The 19,853-nt window shown below is 73.2% G+C and carries 20 protein-coding genes and 1 riboswitch; all 20 genes read right to left on the bottom strand.

What is annotated here, in order from left to right; genetic code table 11:
- Positions 1-395: histidine phosphatase family protein (locus tag B9P64_RS31365; RefSeq protein WP_085315463.1), on the bottom strand; the 395-nt coding region annotated here is incomplete at its 3' end.
- 39 nt (positions 396-434) lie between these two features.
- A complete protein-coding gene (locus B9P64_RS31360) occupies positions 435-1,253 on the bottom strand; it encodes an adenosylcobinamide-GDP ribazoletransferase (protein ID WP_085315462.1) in 819 nt (272 codons plus the stop codon).
- A gap of 9 nt (positions 1,254-1,262) precedes the next feature.
- Entirely contained in the window at positions 1,263-2,363 is a 1,101-nt protein-coding gene (cobT, locus tag B9P64_RS31355; RefSeq protein WP_085315461.1) for a nicotinate-nucleotide--dimethylbenzimidazole phosphoribosyltransferase, read from the bottom strand.
- Positions 2,360-3,844, bottom strand: a complete 1,485-nt coding sequence (locus B9P64_RS31350; protein WP_085315460.1) for a cobyric acid synthase — start codon at positions 3,842-3,844, stop codon at positions 2,360-2,362. The genes cobT and B9P64_RS31350 overlap by 4 nt, the downstream gene beginning before the upstream one ends.
- Positions 3,841-4,878, bottom strand: a complete 1,038-nt coding sequence (locus tag B9P64_RS31345; protein ID WP_085315476.1) for an aminotransferase class I/II-fold pyridoxal phosphate-dependent enzyme — start codon at positions 4,876-4,878, stop codon at positions 3,841-3,843. The genes B9P64_RS31350 and B9P64_RS31345 overlap by 4 nt, the downstream gene beginning before the upstream one ends.
- Positions 4,871-5,890, bottom strand: coding sequence for a CobD/CbiB family cobalamin biosynthesis protein (locus B9P64_RS31340; protein ID WP_085315459.1), 1,020 nt, complete (start codon positions 5,888-5,890; stop codon positions 4,871-4,873). Before B9P64_RS31340 ends, B9P64_RS31345 begins: the two co-directional genes overlap by 8 nt.
- A 7-nt stretch (positions 5,891-5,897) precedes the next feature.
- A complete protein-coding gene (cobO, locus tag B9P64_RS31335; RefSeq protein WP_085315458.1) occupies positions 5,898-6,467 on the bottom strand; it encodes a cob(I)yrinic acid a,c-diamide adenosyltransferase in 570 nt (189 codons plus the stop codon).
- A gap of 34 nt (positions 6,468-6,501) precedes the next feature.
- Entirely contained in the window at positions 6,502-7,314 is an 813-nt protein-coding gene (locus tag B9P64_RS31330; RefSeq protein ID WP_085315457.1) for an ABC transporter ATP-binding protein, read from the bottom strand.
- Positions 7,311-8,309, bottom strand: a complete 999-nt coding sequence (locus tag B9P64_RS31325; protein WP_085315475.1) for a FecCD family ABC transporter permease — start codon at positions 8,307-8,309, stop codon at positions 7,311-7,313. Before B9P64_RS31325 ends, B9P64_RS31330 begins: the two co-directional genes overlap by 4 nt.
- An 8-nt stretch (positions 8,310-8,317) precedes the next feature.
- Positions 8,318-9,268, bottom strand: coding sequence for an ABC transporter substrate-binding protein (locus B9P64_RS31320; protein ID WP_085315456.1), 951 nt, complete (start codon positions 9,266-9,268; stop codon positions 8,318-8,320).
- On the bottom strand, positions 9,265-9,831 hold the full coding sequence (locus B9P64_RS31315) for a bifunctional adenosylcobinamide kinase/adenosylcobinamide-phosphate guanylyltransferase (protein WP_085315455.1): 567 nt from the start codon (positions 9,829-9,831) through the stop codon (positions 9,265-9,267). Before B9P64_RS31315 ends, B9P64_RS31320 begins: the two co-directional genes overlap by 4 nt.
- Entirely contained in the window at positions 9,828-11,165 is a 1,338-nt protein-coding gene (locus tag B9P64_RS31310; RefSeq protein ID WP_235839911.1) for a cobyrinate a,c-diamide synthase, read from the bottom strand. Before B9P64_RS31310 ends, B9P64_RS31315 begins: the two co-directional genes overlap by 4 nt.
- Positions 11,162-12,988, bottom strand: coding sequence for a TonB-dependent receptor domain-containing protein (locus B9P64_RS31305; RefSeq protein ID WP_085315454.1), 1,827 nt, complete (start codon positions 12,986-12,988; stop codon positions 11,162-11,164). The genes B9P64_RS31310 and B9P64_RS31305 overlap by 4 nt, the downstream gene beginning before the upstream one ends.
- Positions 12,989-13,054: 66 nt before the next feature.
- Positions 13,055-13,278: riboswitch (cobalamin riboswitch) on the bottom strand.
- Positions 13,279-13,368: 90 nt separating this feature from the next.
- Entirely contained in the window at positions 13,369-14,085 is a 717-nt protein-coding gene (locus B9P64_RS31300) for a GntR family transcriptional regulator (RefSeq protein WP_085315453.1), read from the bottom strand.
- A gap of 28 nt (positions 14,086-14,113) precedes the next feature.
- A complete protein-coding gene (locus B9P64_RS31295) occupies positions 14,114-15,577 on the bottom strand; it encodes an NAD-dependent succinate-semialdehyde dehydrogenase (RefSeq protein WP_085315473.1) in 1,464 nt (487 codons plus the stop codon).
- Positions 15,578-15,590: 13 nt separating this feature from the next.
- Positions 15,591-16,694: an ABC transporter ATP-binding protein gene (locus B9P64_RS31290; protein WP_085315452.1), complete on the bottom strand. Its 1,104-nt coding sequence runs from the start codon at positions 16,692-16,694 to the stop codon at positions 15,591-15,593.
- Positions 16,681-17,493: an ABC transporter permease gene (locus tag B9P64_RS31285; RefSeq protein WP_085315451.1), complete on the bottom strand. Its 813-nt coding sequence runs from the start codon at positions 17,491-17,493 to the stop codon at positions 16,681-16,683. The genes B9P64_RS31290 and B9P64_RS31285 overlap by 14 nt, the downstream gene beginning before the upstream one ends.
- A 1-nt stretch (position 17,494) precedes the next feature.
- Positions 17,495-18,292 carry an ABC transporter permease gene (locus B9P64_RS31280; RefSeq protein WP_235839915.1) on the bottom strand — a complete coding sequence of 266 codons (798 nt, stop codon included), beginning with the start codon at positions 18,290-18,292 and terminating at the stop codon, positions 17,495-17,497.
- 168 nt (positions 18,293-18,460) lie between these two features.
- Complete coding sequence (locus tag B9P64_RS31275) at positions 18,461-19,492, bottom strand: ABC transporter substrate-binding protein (protein WP_085315449.1); 1,032 nt, start codon at positions 19,490-19,492, stop codon at positions 18,461-18,463.
- Positions 19,493-19,538: 46 nt separating this feature from the next.
- On the bottom strand, positions 19,539-19,853 hold the full coding sequence (locus B9P64_RS31270) for an NIPSNAP family protein (RefSeq protein WP_085315448.1): 315 nt from the start codon (positions 19,851-19,853) through the stop codon (positions 19,539-19,541).

The following is a 19,853-nucleotide window of genomic DNA, read 5'->3' as shown; positions in this document are numbered from 1 at the left end:
GCCCGCAACCCCGCCGCCACGCGCGCCACCACCTCCTGCGCCGACTCCACCCCGCCAAACCGATGCCAAGCGAAATCCGCAACCCAGGCATCGACCGCCGCACGCGGAATGTCGGCCCAGCGCCGCCCTTCATGGCAGCCGAAATCCATCTCGTCGAAGCGAGCGTCGATCTGCGGCACTAGGTCGGGCCGCAGCGCATGCAGCGCGTCGGCAAGCTGGCGCGCGCGCAGCCGCGACGACACGCGCACCGGCAGGCCCGGCGGCACGAAGTCAGCCAGCGCCTGCGCGGCGACCTGCGTGGCGACGGGATCGGCGGGCACATCGAGCCGGCCGTAGCACAGCCCGGGCTCGACCCGCGGCCGGGCGTGGCGCGCGAGGATCAGGCGGCCGGTCATCGCGCCGACCTCATGGCGCCATCGCTCATCGCGCCGGCCTCACAGCGCGAGCAGCAGGCCGAGCAGGAAGGCCTGCTCGCAGACCTGCTGAGTGGCGCCGAGCGCGTCGCCGGTAAAGCCTTGCAGCCGGCGCGCGAGCAGGCGCCACATCCAGCCGAGGGCCAGCAGCGCGCCGGCCGTGGCGGCGGCCCATGCAAGCGCTGGCGCGGCGGTGAACCGGCTGGCGAGTCCGGCGGCAAGCGCCAGCGCGGCCAGCATCCACGCGGCGCCGGTGGCGAGCGCGCCGCTGCCGATGCGATCGGCCAGCGGCTTGGACTTGCTGCGCGCCGTGTCGCCCACATGCGGCAGCGTGCGGATGAGCACGAGCGGCAGCCCGCGCGACACGACCTGCGCGGCGAACAGCCCGAGCGCCGCGAGCCGCGCATCGACCTGCGCCAGCAGCGCGAGCTGGCCGAGCCGCAGCGCCGTCGCCAGCACCAGCGCGACCGCGCCAAAGCTGCCGATGCGCGAGTCTTTCATGATGTCCAGCGCGCGCTCGCGGTCGGCGCTGCCGCCCAGGCCGTCGGCCAGATCGGCCAGGCCGTCCTCGTGGAAGGCACCGGTCAGCAGCACGCCGAGCAGCGTGGCGAGCGCGGCCGCGACGAAGGCGGCGCCCGGTCGCGCCGGCAGCAGCGCGAGCGCCGCCCACAGCGCGCCGCCGGTGAGCGCGCCGATCAGCCAGCCCACGCCGGGAAAGTGCCCGGCGCTGGCGCGCAGCAGTTCGGGGCTGAAGCCGACCCAGGCGGCAAGCCGGCCGGTGACCGGGATGCGCGTGAAGAACTGGAGCGCGAGCAGGTAGCGGCGGAGGCAGTCGGCCACGGTGCGCGCTCAGGCGGTGCGGTCGGCGGCGTTCGCTCCGACGGGCGCGGCGGCGGCCTCGGCAGCGGGCGCCGCATCCGCCTGCGCCACGCCGGCCGACGCGAAGCTGGCCATCTCCGCCAGCAGCGTGCAGGCCGACACCAGCAGCGGCCAGGCCAGCGCCGCGCCCGAGCCTTCGCCGAGGCGCAGGCCGAGATCGAGCAGCGGTTCGGCGCCGAGCGCGTCGAGCATCAGGCCGTGGCCGCGCTCGCCCGAGCGGTGCGCGAACACGCAGCGTTGCAGCACGCTCGGCGCGAGACGCGCCGCGACCAGCACGGCAGCGCCGGTGATGAAGCCATCCACCACGATCACGCGGCGCTCGGTGGCGGCCTGGAGCACTACGCCGGTGAGCGTGGCGATCTCGAAGCCGCCGAGCGCGGCGAGCGCGTCGAGCGGCGCGGTGGCGTCGGCATGGCGCACGAGCACGGCGCGCAGCACCTCGGTCTTGCGCGCGATGCCGGCGGCGTCGAGGCCGGTGCCGGCGCCGGTGCAATCGGCGATGTCGTGGCCGGCGAGCCGCGCGAGCAGCAGCGCGGCGGCCGAGGTGTTGCCGATGCCCATCTCGCCGAGCAGCAGCGCATTGCCGGGCAGCGCGCGCACCAGATCGCGGCCGTTGCCGAGCGCGGCGGCGCATTGCGCGGCGGTCATCGCGGGCTGGTCGAAGGCGTCGGCGGTGCCGGCGGCCGGCTTGCACACGACCAGGCCCGGGCGCGGCGCGAAGTCGTGGCGCACGCCGCAGTCGGCCACGGTCAGCGCGATGCCGTGCTGGCGCGCGAGCACGCTGACGGCCGCGCCGCCGGCGAGGAAGTTCTCGACCATCTGCCAGGTCACGTCGCTGGGATAGGCCGAGACGCCGCGCGCCGCCAGCCCGTGGTCGGCGGCGCAGACCAGCAGTTGCGGCGCGACCAGCCGCGGGTACGCGCTGCCGAGGATGAGCCCGATGCGCAGCGCCAGCGCCTCGATGCGGCCGAGCGCGCCGAGCGGCTTGGTGAGCTGGTCGAGGCGCTCGCGCAGGCGGCTGTCGAGCAGCGGGTCGTGCAGGTCGGGGATGGGCGGGAGGTCGGGTGTCATGGGCGGATGAGCTGGTCGAGCAGGCCGGGAGCGGCATGGCGTTCGAGGAAGTCGGCGAGGCCGTCGAACACGGCGTCGAGCGTGGGCGCGCTGGCGCCGAACAGCGCGCGCAGCACGGCGGCGTCCTCGAACAGGCCGTGGACATAGCAGCCGAGCACATTGCCGCGCGCGTTCTGCCAGGCGAGGCCGGGGATGACTTCGCGCGCGTCGGGGCCGGTGGCGCGGGTGTGGCCGTGGTGGATTTCGTAGCCGTCTGCGTCGAGATCGGCGAGCGCGGCCCACGGCCCGGCGGCGAGCGCGCCGAAGCGCACGCGGGCACGGCGCACGGTCTTGTCGCGCGCGAAGACGGTGGCGAGCGGCAGCAGGCCGAGGCCCGCGACGGGTGCGGCGGCGGCGCCGGGCGCGGGCGCCGGGTCCGCGCCATCCACGCCGAGCGGGTCGTGCAGCGTCGCGCCCAGCATCTGCAAGCCGCCGCAGATGCCGAGCACCGCGCCGCCGGCGGCCGCGTGGCGCGCGATGGCCGCGTCCAGCCCCTGCGCGCGCAGCCAGGCCAGATCGGCCGTCGTGGCCTTGGAGCCGGGCAGCACGATCCAGTCGGCGCCGGCCAGTTCGGCGGGGCGGCGCGCCCACACCAGACGCAGGCCGGGCAGGTTCTTGAGCGGCTGGAATTCGTCGAGATTGCTGATGCGCGGCCAGGCGATGACGGCGACGGTCAGGCGCACGTCGCCGCTCGCGTGGGCGCGGTCGTCGAACACGCCGTCCTCCTCGGGCAGGCCGTGCTCGCGCCACATCGGCAGCGTGGCGACGGTGGCGATGCCGGTCAGTTCGCGCAGCATGTCGGGCGCGGGCGCGAGCAGGCTGGCATCGCCGCGAAACCGGTTGAGCACGAAGCCGGCGATGCGCGCGCGGTCGGCTTCGGGCAGCAGCGCCCAGGTGCCGTACAGGTGCGCAAAGGCGCCGCCGCGGTCGATGTCGGTGACGAGCAGGCAGCGCGCATCGGCATGGCGGGCGACGCGCAGGTTGACGACGTCGCTCGCCATCAGGTTGATCTCGGCCGGCGAGCCGGCGCCTTCGATCACGACCACGTCGTTGTCGGCGCGCAGCGCGTCGAGCGCGTCAGCGAGCTGGGGCCAGACGCGCTCCGAGCGGCCGCGCCACGGCAGCGCCGACAGCTCGGCACTGGCGCGGCCCATGAGCACGACCTGGCTGCGCGTGTCGGCCTCGGGCTTGAGCAGCAGCGGGTTCATGCGCACGTCGGGCCGGGCGCGCGCGGCGAGTGCCTGGAAGTACTGGGCCGAGCCGATCTCGCCTTCGCCGCCGTCGGGGCCGGCGACCACGCGCGCGTTGTTGCTCATGTTCTGCGCCTTGAACGGCGCGACGCGCAGGCCGCGCCGCGCGTAATGGCGGCACAGCGCGGTGGCGAGCCAGCTCTTGCCGGCGCCGCTGGTGGTGCCGAGCACCATCACGCAGGTGGCGGTCATGGTCGGGCTTTCTGGAGTGGGCGCCAGGCGCGCGCAAGCGCGTCCTGCGAGGCCGGCGCCAGCACGCCCAGGCGCACATGGCCGGGCAGGCCGAAGGAGGCGGTGTCGCGCAGGCGCACGCCGTGGGCGGCAAGCGCTGCCGGGTCGGGCGCGCGGTCGGGCCGGGCGCAGAAGAAGTTGGCGCAGCTCGGCAACACGGTCCAGCCCAGCTCGCGGCAGAGCTGGCGCTGGCGTGCGCGCCAGTCGGCGAGCAGACGCAGGCTGCGCGCGAGCCAGGCCTGGGTCTCGGGCCGGGTCCAGGCGCTGAGCAGCGCGACGCCGTCGGCGCCGAGCGGCCAGGACGGCGCGAGTGCGTCGAGCGCCGCGAGATCGGCCGGATCGGCGGCGCGCGGCGCGACCACGTAGGCGGCGCGCACGCCGGTCAGGCCGAGTGCCTTGTTCGGCGTCCACAGCTGCCAGCCGTGCGGGTCGCGTGGCGCGTCGGGCGGGTCGAGCCGCAGCGGCGCATAGGCGCAGTCGAGCATGTCGATGCGGTCGGCGCGGGCGCTGGCGGCCAGTACCGGCAGCGCCGGTTCGGGCTGGCCGAGCGGGCTCGACGGCTCGCAGGCCCAGGTGAGCGCGGCGCGCGCCGGCTCGGCGGTGAGCGCGAGGCCGTGGGCGCGCGCGGCATGGGCGTAGTCGCCGTAGGCATGGGGCGGCAGCCACACGGCAGGTGCATCGGCGCCCTGCCCGGCCGCTCGGCGCGCGACATGGGCGCTGATGCGCTGGATGAATTCGCTGGCGCTGGCGGCGATGAGGATGCGGTCGGGCGCGACGCGGTGCCGCGCGGCGAGCGCGGCGCGCAGCGCGGTATGGGCCGGATCGGGATAGCGCGCGAAGTCGGCGCGGCGGATGGCGTCGAGCGCCGTCGGACAGGGGCCGCAGGCGTTGGCGTTGGTCGAGAAGTCGTGCGGCAGCGGGCCGGCTGCGTCGGGGCCGCCGTGGCTGCGCGCGGGCGGGCCCGGCGCGGCGTTGGGCTGGCTGCGGTCAGGCATGGTCGGCCAGCCCTTGCAGCAGCGCGCCGAGCGCAAGGCCCGCGCCGGCCAGCGGCGGCAGCGTCAGCAGCACGCGCCCGGCCAGGCGGCAGGCGCGCGCGATGTCGGCCGGCGCCGGCGCGCGCCCGGCCGGGTTGAGCATGTAGACGCCGGGCTTGCCGAGCCGCAGGCCGAGCGCCAGCGCCATCGCGCCCATCGGCCAGCCGCCGTTGGGCGAGGGCGTGACGCGGGCTTGGCGGGCCAGTTCTGCATGGCGCGGGCGGGCCGCTGCCGGTGCCACCGCGCAGAGCAGCGCCGCCGTCAGCCGCGCCGGCAGCCAAGACGCCGCATCGTCGGCGCGTGCGGCCCATTTGCCGGCCCAGGTCCAGTCGCGGCCGTGGCGCGCGCCGCGATAGCCCCACATGGCGTCGGCAGTGTTGGCATAGCGGTAGAGCGCGGCGCCCGGCAGGCCGGCGACGCAGAACCAGAACAGCGGCGCGACGACCGAATCGTTGAGGTTCTCGGCCAGCGTCTCGATGGCGGCTTCGCGCACGGCGGCGTCGTCGAGCGTGGCGACATCGCGGCTGACGAGCCGGGCCAGCCGCGCGCGGCCGGCGTCAGGCGAAGTGGCGAGCGCGGCTTCGACCGCGAGCACCTCGTCGCGCAGCATGGCCCAGGCGAGCATCGGCTTGAGCAGCAGGCCGAGGCCGAGGACGGCGAGCGGCGCGGCCAGCGCGAACAGTGCGCGCTCGGCGACGACGGCCAGCGCGGTGACGGCGATGGCGCCGAGGCTCCACGCGAGTGCGCCGGCGAAGAAGCGTGGCCAGTCGGCGGCGGCGGGCTGCGCGACTTCAGCAGCGGCGTCGGCAGCTCCGGCAACGGGCGGCGCGCCGGAAACCACCGCCGGCGCAATCCACCGCCCGGCCCAGCCCAGCCAGCGCCCCATCGCCACCACCGGATGCAGCCGCGCCGGCGGCTCGCCGAGCCAGCCGTCCACCGCCAGCGCGACGCAGAGCGCAAGCCAGGGCGTCATCGCCGCCTCAATCCTCGATGCCGCGCTGCGCCGGGATGCCGGCGTCGAAGGCGTGCTTCACCTTCGTCATCTCGGTCACGGTATCGGCGAGCGCGACGATCTCGGGCGGGCAGCGCCGGCCGGTCAGGCACACGCTCACATGCGCGGGCCGGTTGCGCAGCGTGTCGAGCACCTCGTCGAGCGGCAGCCAGCCGTAGATGAGCGGATAGGTGATCTCGTCGAGCACCACGAGAAACAGCTCGCCGCCGAGGATGCTGTCGCGCGCCTTGGCCCAGCCGTCGCGCGCGAGTTGCGCCGAATGCTCCAGGTCGTGGCTCTTCCAGCTGAAGCCGTCGCCCAGCCCCTCCACCGGCAGGCCGATGCGCTCGAACATGCGGTGCTCGCCGAAACGCGCGCTCGGCACCTTCATGAACTGCCAGACCTTGACCGCCTTGCCGCGCCCGAAGGCGCGCAGCGCGAGGCCGAAGGCGGCCGTGCTCTTGCCCTTGCCGTCGCCGGTGTTGACGATGACCAGCCCGCGCCGCTCGGCACGCTCGGGTTCGCGGGGCTTGTCGGTGGGCGGGGTTTCGATCTGCATGGCGATTGCCTCGGGGCGATGCGGTTGAAAGGGCTCAGGGCAGCGGCAGCGCGACGCGCCGGCCGTCGACGGTGCGGATCGCGATGCGCTGCGCGAACACCGCCTCCAGCGCGCGATGCGTGGCGGCGTCGGCGCAGGCGCCGCGATGCACGACGCGGCCGGCGTCGATCAGCACCAGGTCGTCGGCCTGGAGGGCGAAGGTGATCTCGTGCAGCACGCTCACCACGGTGCGGCCGGCGGCCACCAGCTCGCGCACGAGGCGCAGCCAGTCGGCCTGATGCGGCGGGTCGAGGTTGGCGAGCGGTTCGTCCATCAGCAGCACCTCGGCCTCGACCGCCAGCGCGCGCGCCAGCAGCACGCGCTGGCGTTCGCCGCCCGACAGCTGGCCGAGCGGCCGGTCGCGCCAGTCCCAGGCTTGGGTGGCGCGCAGCGCGCGTTCGGCTGCCGCGTGGTCGGCCGGGCCGGGCGGCGCGAGCCAGCCCTGATGCGGCAGCCGGCCGAGCAGCGCCACATCCAGCGCCGTGAGGTCGGGCGCGCCGGCCTCGTTCTGGCCCAGCCACGACAGCCGGCGCGCGCGGCTGCGGCGGTCGAGCCGGTCGAGCGGATCGCCGTGCAGCAGCACCGTGCCGGTATGCGGCAGCAGCCCGGCGAGCGCGCGCAGCAGCGTGCTCTTGCCGGCGCCGTTGGGCCCGGCGATGGCGGTCCAGCGGCCGGCGGCCAGCTTCAGGTCGATGCCGTGCAGCACCTGGGCGCGGCCGAGCCGGGCGCCGAGCGCGCGCGCTTCGAGCGCCGGGCCGGCGGCCGTTCCGGCCGGCACGCTGGCCGTGCCTGCGAGCGGCGCGGTCATTCGCGCAGCCCCGCGCCGCGATGCATGAGCCACAGCAGATAGCCGCCGCCCAGCACCGCCGTGAGGATGCCGACCGGCAGCTCCTGCGGCGCGACCAGCAGCCGCGCCAGCAGATCGGCCGCCAGCAGCAGCGCGCCGCCGGTGATGGCCGACAGCGCCAGCAGCGGCGCATGCGTGGTCTTGATGCGCGCGCGCACCAGATGCGGCGCCGCCAGCCCGACGAAGGCGATGAGCCCGGTCTGGGCCACGGCCGCGCCGGTCGCCAGCGCCAGCGTGGCCACCAGCGCGGCGCGCATCGGCGCAAGCGGCAGGCCCAGGCTGGCGGCCGTGGCCTCGCCGAGCGCCAGCCCATCGAGCAGGCGCGCGAGCGCGAGCGCCACGCCCAGCGTGAGCGCCAGCGCGCCGGCCATCACGCCGCAGGCGGCCCAGCCGACAAAGCCCGTGGAGCCGAGCATGAAGGCCTGCATCGCCTGAAGAATCTCGGGCGACAGCAGGCTGATGAGCGAGCTGCATGCGCCCAGCACCACGCCGACGATCACGCCGGCCAGCAGCAGCCGCAGCCGGTGCTGCACGCCGCCCGCCAGCGCCAGCGTCAGCAGCACCGCGAGCGTGGCGCCGGCAAAGGCCGCGCCGGTCAGGCCCAGGCGTGCCAGCCATTGCACCGTCATCGGGCTGCCGCCGAACAGCGCCAGCGCCGTCGCCACGCCGAGCGACGCACCCGACGCGCTGCCGAGCAGATAGGGATCGGCAAGCGGATTGCGGAACAGCCCCTGCGCGATCGCGCCGGCCAGCCCGAGCAGCGCGCCGGCCAGCCAGCTGCCGAGCGAACGCGGCAGCCGGATGTCGAGCACGATGCGGCGCGCAAAGTCGTCGTCGAGCGCGCGCCAGGCCGCCTCGAAGCCGGTGCTGCCGATGCTGGCGCCAAGCGCGATCAGCAGCAGCCCCGCGACGAGGCCGACGCCGCCAAGCCGCGCTGCGCGACGCTGGCGCGGCATGCCGGCGCTCACGGCTGCGCGCTCCGCGTCACGCCGGGCGCCTTGGCGGCGAGGCAGTCGGCCATGATCCGCGCCGCCTCGGGCAGGCGCGGGCCGGGATGGACCAGCGCATCCGAAGCCTCGGGCGCGAACACGCAGACCCGCCCTTCGCGCAGCGCGCGGATGCCGGCCCAGCCGGGCCGGTCGGCCATGCCGGTGTGATTGCGGTCGCCGACCATGATGACTTCGGGATCGGCGCGCACCACGTATTCGGGATTGAGCTTGGGGAAAGGGCCGAGCTCGGCCGGCACGATGTTGACCGCGCCGAGCCGCGCCAGCGTCTCGCCGATGAAGGAGCTGGCGCCGGCCGCATAGGGCGCGCGGTTCACCTCGAAATACACGCGCGCGCCGCGCACGCCGGCCGGCAGCGTGGCGGCGATGGCGGCGAGCTCGCCGTCGATGCGCTGCCACAGGCGCGCGCCGTCGGCGGCCGGCAACCCGAGCGCCGCTGCCAGCTTGCCGATCACGCGCTGCACATCGGCCTGACTGCGCGGCTCCAGCGCCAGCACCGGTACGCCGAGCGCGCGCAGCCGATCGCTGGCGCGCGACGAGGTGGCGGCGAGCACCAGATCGGGCCGCAGCGCGACGATGGCCTCGATGTTGGGATCGAGCCCGCCGCCCACGCGCGGCAGCGCGGCGACCGTGGCGGCCGGCCAGCTTGAGTAGCGGTCGACGCCGACCAGCCGCGCGCACTGGCCGAGCGCGCAGACCGTCTCGGTGAGCGAGGGCAGCAGGCTGACCACGCGGCGCGGCGCGGCCGGCAGGCTCAGGCGGCTGCCGGCGTCGTCGGTCAGCTCGATGGCGGTGGCACTGGCGCCAGCGCGGGCGCCGGGCGCGGCGTCGGCGGCGCGCGCAAACGGCGCGGCAGCGGCCAGCGCCAGCGCCAGCGCCAGCAGCGCGACCCGGCCGAGCCTGCTCACCGCGCCTCCTTGAGCGTGAGCGGCAGGCCGGCGGCCATCAGCGTCACGCGGGCGCAGGCGGCGGCCACGCGCTGGTTGAGCAGCCCGAGCGCATCGACAAAGGCGCGGGTCTCGCGGCCGAGCGGAATCACGCCGAGGCCGATCTCGTTGCCGACCAGCAGCACCGGCGCGCGCGCCGCGCCGAGCGCATCGAGCAGCGCGGCGATTTCCGGCGCCGGATCGGCGGGCTCGGATGGCGCTGCCGGCAGCAGCAGATTGGCGAGCCAGAGCGTGAGGCAGTCGACCACCACCAGCCGGCCCGGGCGCGATTCGGCGGCCAGCGTCGCGCCGAGTTGCAGCGGCGCCTCGACCGTGACCATGCGCGGCAGCCGGGCTGCGCGGTCGGCGCGATGGCGCTCGATGCGGGCACGCATCTCGTCGTCGCCGGCGCGCGCGGTGGCGATGAAGCAGGCCTCGCGCGCCGGCGCCGCCGCCAGCCAGCGCTCGGCCAGCTGCTCGGCGCGGCGCGACTTGCCGCTCTTCTGGCCGCCCAGGATCAGTTCGGTGCTGGCGATGTCGGTCATGACGCGCGCGGCAGAAAGAGCGCCGCCGTGGCCTCGGGCGAGGACGCGAAGCTCGGATGGAAGAAGCTCGCGGCGATGGCGCCGCGCCGGTAGACCGCCTCGCCGTGGCCGCTGCCGTGGCTCGGCTCGGTGCGCGCCACCGGCGCCAGCGGGCTCACCGCACGCGCGAAATGAAAGCTGTGGCCGCGCAGCTCGCGCCCGTCGAGCAGCAGGCGCTGCGGCCCGAGCCCGGCGAGCCGGCGCTGCATCGCCACCGCGCCCGGCAGCAGGCCCCACATCGCATGCGCGCTGCCATCGGCCAGGGTCAGGCTGTCGAACAGCAGCATCAGGCCGCCGCATTCGGCCCAGACCGGCCGGCCGGCCGCCACATGCGCCGCCAGGCTGGCGCGCAGCGAATGGTTGGCGGCCAGCCGCTCGGCATGCAGCTCGGGATAGCCGCCGGGCAGCCAGACCGCGTCGCAGGCCGGCAGCGCCGCATCGGCCAGCGGCGAGAAGAACACCAGCCGCGCGCCGAGCGCCTGGAGCGTGGCGAGATTGGCCGGATAGAGGAAGCAGCAGGCGGCATCGCGCGCGACGGCCACGGTGCGGCCGGCCAGCAGCGGCGGCACGGCCGGCCGGGCCGGCGGCGCGGCGAAGTCGACCGACCAGCGCCGCGCCAGTTCGGCCGGCGCGAGCTGGCCGAGCGGCGTGCGCGCGAGCGCATCGGCGGCGGCATCGATCCGGGCCGGCGCGTCGGCGAGTTCGTCGGCCACGGTCAGGCCCAGATGGCGCTCGGGCAGCACGTAGGCCTCGCCGCGCGGCAGGGCGCCGAGCCAGTCGCCGATGTCACTCAGGCCGTCGCGCAGCATGTCGGCATGGCGCGCGCCGGCCACGCGATTGGCCAGCACGCCGGCCCAGGGCAGCCCGGGCCGGTAATGGCGCAGGCCGTGCACCAGCGCGCCGAAGGTGCCGGCCATCGCGCTGGCGTCGATCACCGCCAGCACCGGCAGGCCGAAGCGCGCGGCCAGATCGGCCGCCGACGGCTCGCCGTCGAACAGGCCCATCACGCCTTCGACCAGGATCAGGTCGGATTCGCCGGCGGCCGCATGCAGCCGGGTCGCGCATTGCTCCGCGCCGTCGATCCACAGATCGAGCTGGTGCGTGGTGCGGCCGCTGGCCAGCGTGTGCCAGAGCGGATCGAGGAAATCGGGCCCGACCTTGAACACGCTGACCCGGCGGCCGGCGCGCGCATGCAGCCGCGCCAGCGCCGCCACCGCCGTGGTCTTGCCCTGGCCCGAGGCCGGCGCGGCGACCAGCAGCGCCGGGCAGCGCGCGACGGCCGGCGTAGCCGTCACCTGGGCGCCCAGGTCAGGCCGGCATAAAGCAGCCGGCCGCCGGTCGCATAGCCAAGCGCGGTCTCGTAGGCCTTGTCGGCGAGGTTGTCGGCGCGCAGCAGCAGCGACAGCTCGCGCGTGAGCGCGGTGCGCGCATGCAGCCCGAGCAGCGCATAGCCGCCCAGCGCCTGGCGGTTGGCGGCATCGTCCCAGCGCTTGCCCGAGGCTTGCACGCTGGCGCCGAGCGTCCAGTCGGCGAACCGGGTATCGGCCGCGACATTGCCGTGCAAGCGCGCGCGCCGGCGCAGCAGCAGGCCGGTGTCGCTGTCGCGCGGCAGCTGCCAGTCGAGCGAGCCGGTCAGGTTCAGCTCGGCCAGCCGGGTTGCGCCGCTCAGCGTCGCGCCCTCGACCTCGGCGCGCGCGGTGTTGGCATAGCAGCCGAATTCGGATGCGCAACTGCCGCTGCCGACGAAGGCGATGAGATTGCTCAGCCGGTTGCGGTAGGCCACCAGCCCGATCTCGTCGCTGCCGCGCCGATGGCGCAGGCCCAGCTCCAGATTGCGGCTGACTTCGGGCCGCAGGCTGGCATCGCCGTATTCGCTGAAGCGCTGATAAAGCGTCGGCGCGCGAAATGCCGTGCCGAATGAAGCGCTCGCGCGCCAATTGGCCGCGAATGAATTGGCATAGGCAATTGCGCCATTGGTCTTGGCGCCGAATTCGCTGTCGTCATCGCGCCGCGCATTGAGTTGCAGCACATGCGCGCCTTCGCTGTAGCCATAGCCGGCAATCGCCGCATTCTGGCTCCGGTCATTGCGGCTGGGCGAAATGCTGGAATTGTCGAGCTGATCCTCGCGGCGTTCCAGCGCGAAATTGGCGCGCTGCGCGCCCGATTGCCAGGCATTGTCGAGCAGGTAATTGCGCAGCCGGGTTTCGGTCGAATAGACCGACGGCGCGGTTTGATAGCGGCTGTGGCTTTCGCTGGCGCTGGCATGGGTGCTCCAGCCGTCGGCCCAGCGCGCGCTCCAGTCGAGGCCGGTAGTGAGCAGGCGCTGGCGCGAGCGATCGTCGGCCGTGCGCGAGCTGTCGTACTGGGCGTCGAGGCTGTTCCAGAGCAGGCTCGCTTCCAGCCGCTGGCCGGCGGCCGGGCGCAGGCCCACGCGGGCATTGGCCGAGCTGCTCCAGGCGCCGTCGCGGTCGGGATTGGCGCGCGCGCCGCTGCGGGCGCTGAAGCCTTCGCTGGTGCTGCGGCCGAGGCCGGCGGCCCAGTCGAGCAGCTCGCCGCCCTGTCTGGCCGAGGCCTCGACGCGCGCACTGTCGTGGTTGCCCACGCCGGCCGTCAACACCGGCGCGAACGCGCCTTCGCCCCGCCGGGTGAAGATCTGGATCACGCCAGCGATGGCGTCCGAGCCGTAGATGGCGGCGGCCGGGCCGCGCAGCACCTCGATGCGCTCGATGCGCGCCAGCGGGATCGACTCCCAGTTGGCGCCGCCGGTCGATTGCGAATCGATGCGCACGCCGTCCACGAACACGGCGGTAAAGCGCGATTCGCCGCCGCGCACGAACACGCTGGTGGTCGCGCCCGGCCCGCCGTTGCGCGCGATCTCGATGCCCGGCACGCGTGCCAGCAGATCGGCCACGGCGGCCGCGCCGCTGTTCTCGATGGTGGTCTGGTCGATGACCGTCATGTCGGCCACCACCTCGGCCAGCGGCTGGCTGGCGCGGCTGGCGGTCACCACCACCTCGGCGAGCCGGGCGGTCTGGGCCTGAACGGATTGGGAATGGGCGACGAACAGCGCGGCCAGCGCCGGAAGGGACGCAATTGCGCGCCCGCAAGGGAATGTCATGGGAATAGCCAATTCGGATTGCCCTCACCGCCTTCCCCGACGGTGCATGAGCGCAATGGCACGCAATGGCGTGCCGCCTTGTTGGCCGGTATCCGGGCTGGCAAATGCAACCCTCGCCGCCTTCCCACCGGCAAATTGCCGGCAGTGGCGTGTGGACGAGAGCTAAGACTGGGCTTGTTTGCCTACCGTTGCGGGGGCAGCTAGGTTGAAGCCGGAATTGCCGGCTTTCCTGATTCCCGTTTAACTTGCAATCGCGAGCGAATTGCAGAGCACCAACGGCGGCGAGGATACCGCAGTTGGCGCAATTGAGGCGCCCCGGCAATTGCGCAACGGAAAATGCCGCGCCAATTGGCGCCGGCAATTGATGCAGCCCGGCGGCCTCAGGCGGCGCGCACGCGCGGGCTGGCGGCGGGCGCCTCGTCGGCCGGCTGGAGCAGACGCATCACGATCTCGGCCACGCTGCGCACATGGGCCTCGGCGGCCTCCTGCGCGGCCGGCGCGTCGCCGGCGCGGATGGCCGCGAGCAGCTTGTGCATCTCGGCCACCGCCGTCACGCCGCGCCCCGGCGTGGCGATGGTGATGGCGCGCAGCCGGTTGATGCGCGCATTGAGCGACTGGGCGATGCCCCAGGCCACGGTCTCGCCGCCGGCGGCAAACATCAGCTCGTAGAAGCGGCCGGTCTCGGCCAGCACCGCCGCATGGTCGCCGGTCGCGAAGGCGGCCTCGATGAGCATGATGGTCGCGCCGAGCCGGGCCACCACCTGGGCATCGGCCCGGCGCGCGCAGGCGGCGGCGGCATGGCCTTCGAGCAGCGCGCGGATCTCGTAGATCTGGCGCGTGGTGTCGGTATCGATGGTGGCGACCACCGGCCCGTGATTGGGCAGCGACTCGACCAGCCCCTCGGTTTCAAGGTGGCGCAGCACCTCGCGCACGATGGTGCGGCTCACGCCCAGCTCGTCGCAGAGCGTGCGCTCCACCAGCCGCTCGCCGGCCTTGAAGTACTCGTCGAGGATGGCCGCACGCATCTTTTCGAGCGTGAGTTCGCGCAGCGTCTTCTTGCTGCGGTCGATCTTCAGTGAGCCGACGGCCCTGGTCATCCGGTTCTCCCTGTTGTGGTCTGGCAAGTCAGATTCCGCCGAAGCAAAGGTACTTGATCTCCAGGTAGTCCTCGATGCCGGCGCGGCCGCCTTCGCGCCCGAGGCCCGACTGCTTGATGCCGCCGAACGGCGCCACTTCGCTGGAGATGAGGCCGGTGTTGATGCCGACCATGCCGGTTTCGAGCGCCTCGGCGACGCGGAAGGCGCGGCCGATGTCGCGCGTGAAGAAATAGCCGGCCAGCCCGCTGTCGCTGGCATTGGCCAGGGCCAGCGCCTCGGCCTCGCTGTCAAACCGGAACACCGGCGCGACCGGGCCGAAGGTTTCCTCGCGCGCGATGCGCATCGCCGGCGTGACGCCGGCCAGCACCGTGGGCGCATAGAAGTTGGGGCCGGCCGCATGGCGCATGCCGCCGGTAACCACGCGGGCGCCGAGCGCGACCGCATCGGCCACATGGGCCTCGACCTTGGCCACGGCGCGCGCATCGATGAGCGGGCCTTGCGTGGTGCCGTCGGCATCGCCGGCGCCGACCTGGAGCGCGGCGGCGCGTTCGGCAAGCCTTTGCACGAATGCATCGTGAATGCCGGCCTGCACGATGAAGCGGTTGGCGCAGACGCAGGTCTGGCCCGAGTTGCGGTACTTGGCTGCCATCGCGCCATCGACTGCCGCGTCGAGGTCGGCATCGTCGAACACGATGAAGGGCGCATGGCCGCCGAGCTCCATGCTCACCTTTTTGACCGTGTCGGCGCATTGCGCGAGCAGCAGCTTGCCGACGCCGGTCGAGCCGGTGAAGGTGAGCTTGCGCACCGCCGGGCTGGCGGTGAGCGCGGCGCCGATGACCGGCGCATCGCCGGTGAGCACGTTGAACACGCCACGCGGAATGCCGGCGCGCTGGGCCAGCTCGGCCAGCGCCAGCGCCGACAGCGGCGTGAGTTCGGCCGGCTTGAGCACCATCGTGCAGCCGGCCGCCAGCGCCGGCGCGAGCTTGCGGGCGATCATCGCGTTGGGGAAGTTCCAGGGCGTGATCGCGGCGACCACGCCGACCGGCTGGCGGATCGCCACCAGACGCTTGTCGGCGCTCGGCGCGGGAATGGTCTCGCCGTAGATGCGCCGGGCTTCCTCGGCAAACCAGCGCACATAGCCGGCGCCGTAGCGGATTTCGCCGCGCGCCTCGGCCAGCGGCTTGCCCTGCTCGGCCGTCAGGATGCGGGCCAGATCCTCGACATTGGCGATGAGCAGGTCGTGCAGCTTCATGAGCAGCGTGGCGCGCTCGTCGGCGGTGCGCGCGCGCCAGGCCGGCAATGCGCGTTCGGCGGCGGCGATGGCGGCCTGGGTTTCGGCTGTGCCGAGCCGGGGCACGCGTGCCACCCGCGTGCCGCGCGCCGGATCGATCACGTCGATGCGGTCGGCGCCGTCGAGCCATTCGCCATCGATGAGGCAGTGCTGGCGCAGCAGGGTCGGGTCGGAAAGCTGGAGCGAAGAAGTGTTGGGCATGAGGGTTTCGTGTTCAGGCGGCGGCATAGACCCGGGCTCGCGCCGGGTCCCATTCGATGCGCACATGGTCGCCGATGGCGGCGGCGGCTTCGGGGTTGTCGCCGAGCGGGCGGCGGATGGAGATTTCCTGCTCCCACGGCGTGACGACGGCGTAATGCAGGCTGTCGCCAAGGTAGCTCACGTCGCGCACCCGCACCTCGATGCCCGGGCCGTCGGTGCGGGCCGGCGCCGGCAGCACGCGGATGCGGTCGGGCCGCAGCATGAGCGTGGCGCTGGCGCCGCGCGCCATCGGCATGTGCAGCGGCACGCTGCCGGCGCGCAGGCCGTTGGGCAGCGCCAGCTCGGCCGCGCCGCCGGCGACCGCCTCGACCGTCACCGGCAGGAAGTTGGAATTGCCGAGGAAGCTCGCGACGAAGCGCGAGGCTGGCGCCTCGTACAGCGCGGCGCCGCTGTCGCACTGCTCGATGCGGCCCTTGCTGAACACCGCGATGCGGTCGGACAGCCGCAGCGCCTCTTCCTGGTCGTGGGTCACGTAGAGCACGGTCACGCCGGTCTCGCGGTGGATGCGGCGCAGTTCGTCCTGCAACTCCTCGCGCAGCTTCTTGTCGAGCGCCGACAGCGGCTCGTCCATCAGCAGCAGCGGCGGGTCGTAGGCCAGCGCGCGGGCGATCGCCACCCGCTGCTGCTGGCCGCCCGACAGCTGGGCCGGCATGCGGCCGCCCAGGTCGGCCAGATGCACCAGCGCCAGCATCTGCTGGACGCGGGCCTTGATCTCGGCCTCGGGCCGCTTGCGCACCCGTAGCGGGAAGGCCACGTTCTCGGCCACCGTCAGATGCGGGAACAGCGTGTAGCGCTGGAACACCATGCCGATGTTGCGCTGGTTGGGCGGCACCGCCAGCAGGTTGCGACCGTCGAGCGCCACGCTGCCCTCGGTCGGGTCCTGGAACCCGGCCACGATGTAGAGCGTGGTGCTCTTGCCCGAGCCGGACGGCCCGAGAAAGGTCATGAACTCGCCGCGCCGGATGTCGAGCGACAGGTGTTCGATCGCCACCGCGTCGCCATACGTCTTGCGCAGGCCGCGGATCGCGAGGAAGGGCGAAGCGTTATCGGAGGCCATCTTGTTTGCCTTTGCGGAGCACGACGGAAAGCAGCATGAGCACGAGGGTGAAGCCGATCAGCAGCGTGGACACGGCGGCGATCACCGGCGACAGGTCCTGGCGCAGCGAACTCCAGATGCGCACCGGCAGGGTTTCCATGCCGGGCGTGGCCATGAAGATCGACAGCACCACTTCGTCCCATGACGCCAGAAACGAGAACACGGCGGCCGAGAACAGCCCCGAGCGGATCGCCGGCAGCGTGACCCGCAGCCGGGTTTGCAGCCGGCTCGCGCCGCAGACCAGCGCCGCATCCTCCAGCGCGAAGTCGAAGCCTTCGAGCGCATTGCCGAGAGTGATGATGGAAAACGGCAGCGCCACCAGCAGATGGCCGATGACGAAGCCGAGCAGCGAACCGGTCAGCCCGATCCTGAGAAACACCGCATAGAGCGCCACCGCCAGCACCACCACCGGCAGCACCATCGGCGTGAGGAAGAAGGCGCGCAGCGCGGCGCGGCCGGCAAAGCTGCCGCGCACCAGCGCCAGCGCGGTCATGAAGCCGAGGCCCACCGACAGCACGGTGACGATGGCCGCCACCTTGAAGCTGTTGAACGCCGCAACGGCCCAGCCGCTGTCGGCAAACAGCTCCTCGTACCACTGGAGCGTCCAGCCCGGCGGCGGAAACACCAGCCATTGCGACGAGCCGAACGACAGCGCGCCGATGAAGACGATGGGCGTGAGCAGGAACAGGCCGGTGGCCAGGCCGATGGCGATCAGCGCGGTGCGCAGCGGCCAGCCCAGGCGGTCGAAGTCGAGCAGCATGTCAGCGCCCTCCCCTGCTGCCGGCGCCATCCACCAGCCGCAGTTGCAATGCGTAAAGGCCGAGCGTCACGGTCATCAGCACCACCGCGGCGGCACCGGCCAGACCCCAGTCGAGCAGCGACTGCACCAGCTGGGCGATCAGCTCGGCCAGCATCATGTGCGAGGTGCCGCCGAGCAGCGCCGGCGTGACGAAATAGCCGAGCGACATCACGAACACCATCAGCGCGCCGCTCGCGATGCCGGGCAGCGCCAGCGGCAGCAGCACGCGTGCAAAGGCTTGCCAGCGCGTCGCGCCGCAGATGGCCGCCGCGCGCAGGATCGAGGGATCGATGTTGCGCAGCGTGGTGTGCAGCGGCATGACCAGGAAGGGCAGCATGATGTAGCTCATGCCCACGGTCACGCCGACCAGGTTGTTGACCAGCGCCAGCGGCGTGTCGATCAGACCCAGCTGCATCAGCGTGCGGTTGATGAGGCCGGTGCGCTGCAGCAGGATCATCCAGGCATAGGTGCGCGCCAGCAGATTGGTCCACATCGACAGCAGCAGCACGCCGAACAGCAGCGCGCTCCAGCCGCGCGGCAGCAGCGCCAGCAGCCAGGCCACCGGAAAGCCGACCGCCACCGTGACCGCGGTGACGACCGCCGCCACGAGGAAGGTGTTGCCGAGCACGCGCAGATAGCTGCCGCCGGCGATCAGCTCGGCATAGTTCTGCACGCCGAGCTGCGGCTCGGTAAAGCTGCGCAGCAGCAGGCTGACGACCGGCAGCACGAAGAACAGCAGCAGCAGCAGCAGCGCGGGCATGACCCAGCGCAAGCCGGTCTTCGATTGCGCCGTCAGGCGCGGCAGGCTGGGTGCGGTCACGGGAGCGGGAAGGGTTTCGGTGGACATCGGGCGGGAAGGCGTGAGGCGGTTGGGCAGGCAGGCGCGCAGCAAGACGCGCGCCCGCGCGGGCCGGTGCTCGGGCGCGGCTTACTGCGCCTGCCAGGCGTACCAGCGCTTGGCGATCGCGTCGCGGTTCTCGGCCCAGTAGGCGAGGTTGAGATTGATCTGGCTGGCGGCGTACTGATCAGGCAGCAGCCGGGCGGCGGCCGGCGCCATCAGCGCCTTGGCGCCGGTGTTGATCGGCGCATAGGCGGTCTCGGTGGCGAAGCCGGCCTGGGCCTTGGCCGAGCTGGCCAGGGCCAGGAACTTCATCGCGGCGGCCTTGTGCCTGCTGCCCTTGGGCACGACCAGCATGTCGGCGGCGGTCAGGTTCTGCTCCCACGACACGCCGACATTGGCGCTGCCTTCCACCGCATGCACGCGGCCGTTCCAGAACATGCCGATCGGCGCCTCGCCCGAGGCCAGCAGCTGCTGCGATTGCGCGCCGCCGGTCCACCAGACGATCTGGCCCTTGATGCTGTCGAGCTTGCGGAAGGCGCGGTCGAGGTCGAGCGGATAGAGCTTGTCGGCCGGCACGCCGTCGGCCAGCAGCGCGATCTCGAGCACGCCGGGCGCCGACCATTTGTAGAGGGTGCGCTTGCCCGGCCAGGCCTTGGTGTCGAACAGGTCGGCCCAGCCGCGCGGCGTCGCGCTCTTGTAGGCGTCCTTGTTGAAGCCGAGCACGAACGAGTAGTAGAAGCTGCCGACCGCGTACTGCGAGCTGAAGCGCGGATCGAGCCCGTCCCTGGGCACGACCGCATAGTCGATCGGTTCGAGCAGGCCGTCCCGGGCGGCGCGGGCGGCGAAGTCGCCTTCCACATCGACCACGTCCCAGGCCACGTTGCCGCTTTCGACCATTGCCTTGAACTTGCCGTAGTCGGTCGGGCCGTCCTGCTTCACGGCCACGCCCGAGGTGGCGGCAAAGCTGTCGGCCCAGTGCTTCTTCTGCGCCGACTGCGTGCTGCCGCCCCAGCTGGTGAACACGATGCTTTCCTGGTCGGCAAATGCGGCGCCGAGGCCGAGCGCGGCCGCGATGCCGAGCGCGCCGGCGACGAGGGTCTTGCGGGAAACTGCCTTCATGGTCTGGGACTCCTGCTGCGATCGGTGGATGGATTGGCGGAAAGCGTCAGCCCAGCGGCGAGAACGGCGCGGGCTTGAGGATGCGGTTGTCGAGCGTCTCGATGAGCGCCTGGATGCGCGGTGCAAAGGCTTGCCAGGCCGGATCGGCGGCCAGCGCGGCACGCCGCGCCTCGCGCTCGTCGAGGCTGGCGTAGGCCCAGATGTGGACGATCTGGTTCTGCGGCCCGATGTCGGTATGGAAGTAGCCGACCAGCTGGCCGAGATGCTTCTTCTGCAGCTCGATGCCCTCCTCGCCCACCAGGCGCAGGTAGTCGGGCAGCGTGCCGGTGCGCAGCTGATAGGTGCGGATCTCGTAGAACAT

Source organism: Derxia lacustris (assembly GCF_002105195.1).
GTDB lineage: Bacteria > Pseudomonadota > Gammaproteobacteria > Burkholderiales > Burkholderiaceae_E > Derxia > Derxia lacustris.
Note: the sequence above shows the minus strand (reverse complement) of the source record. Positions and strands in the feature narration are given on the sequence as shown.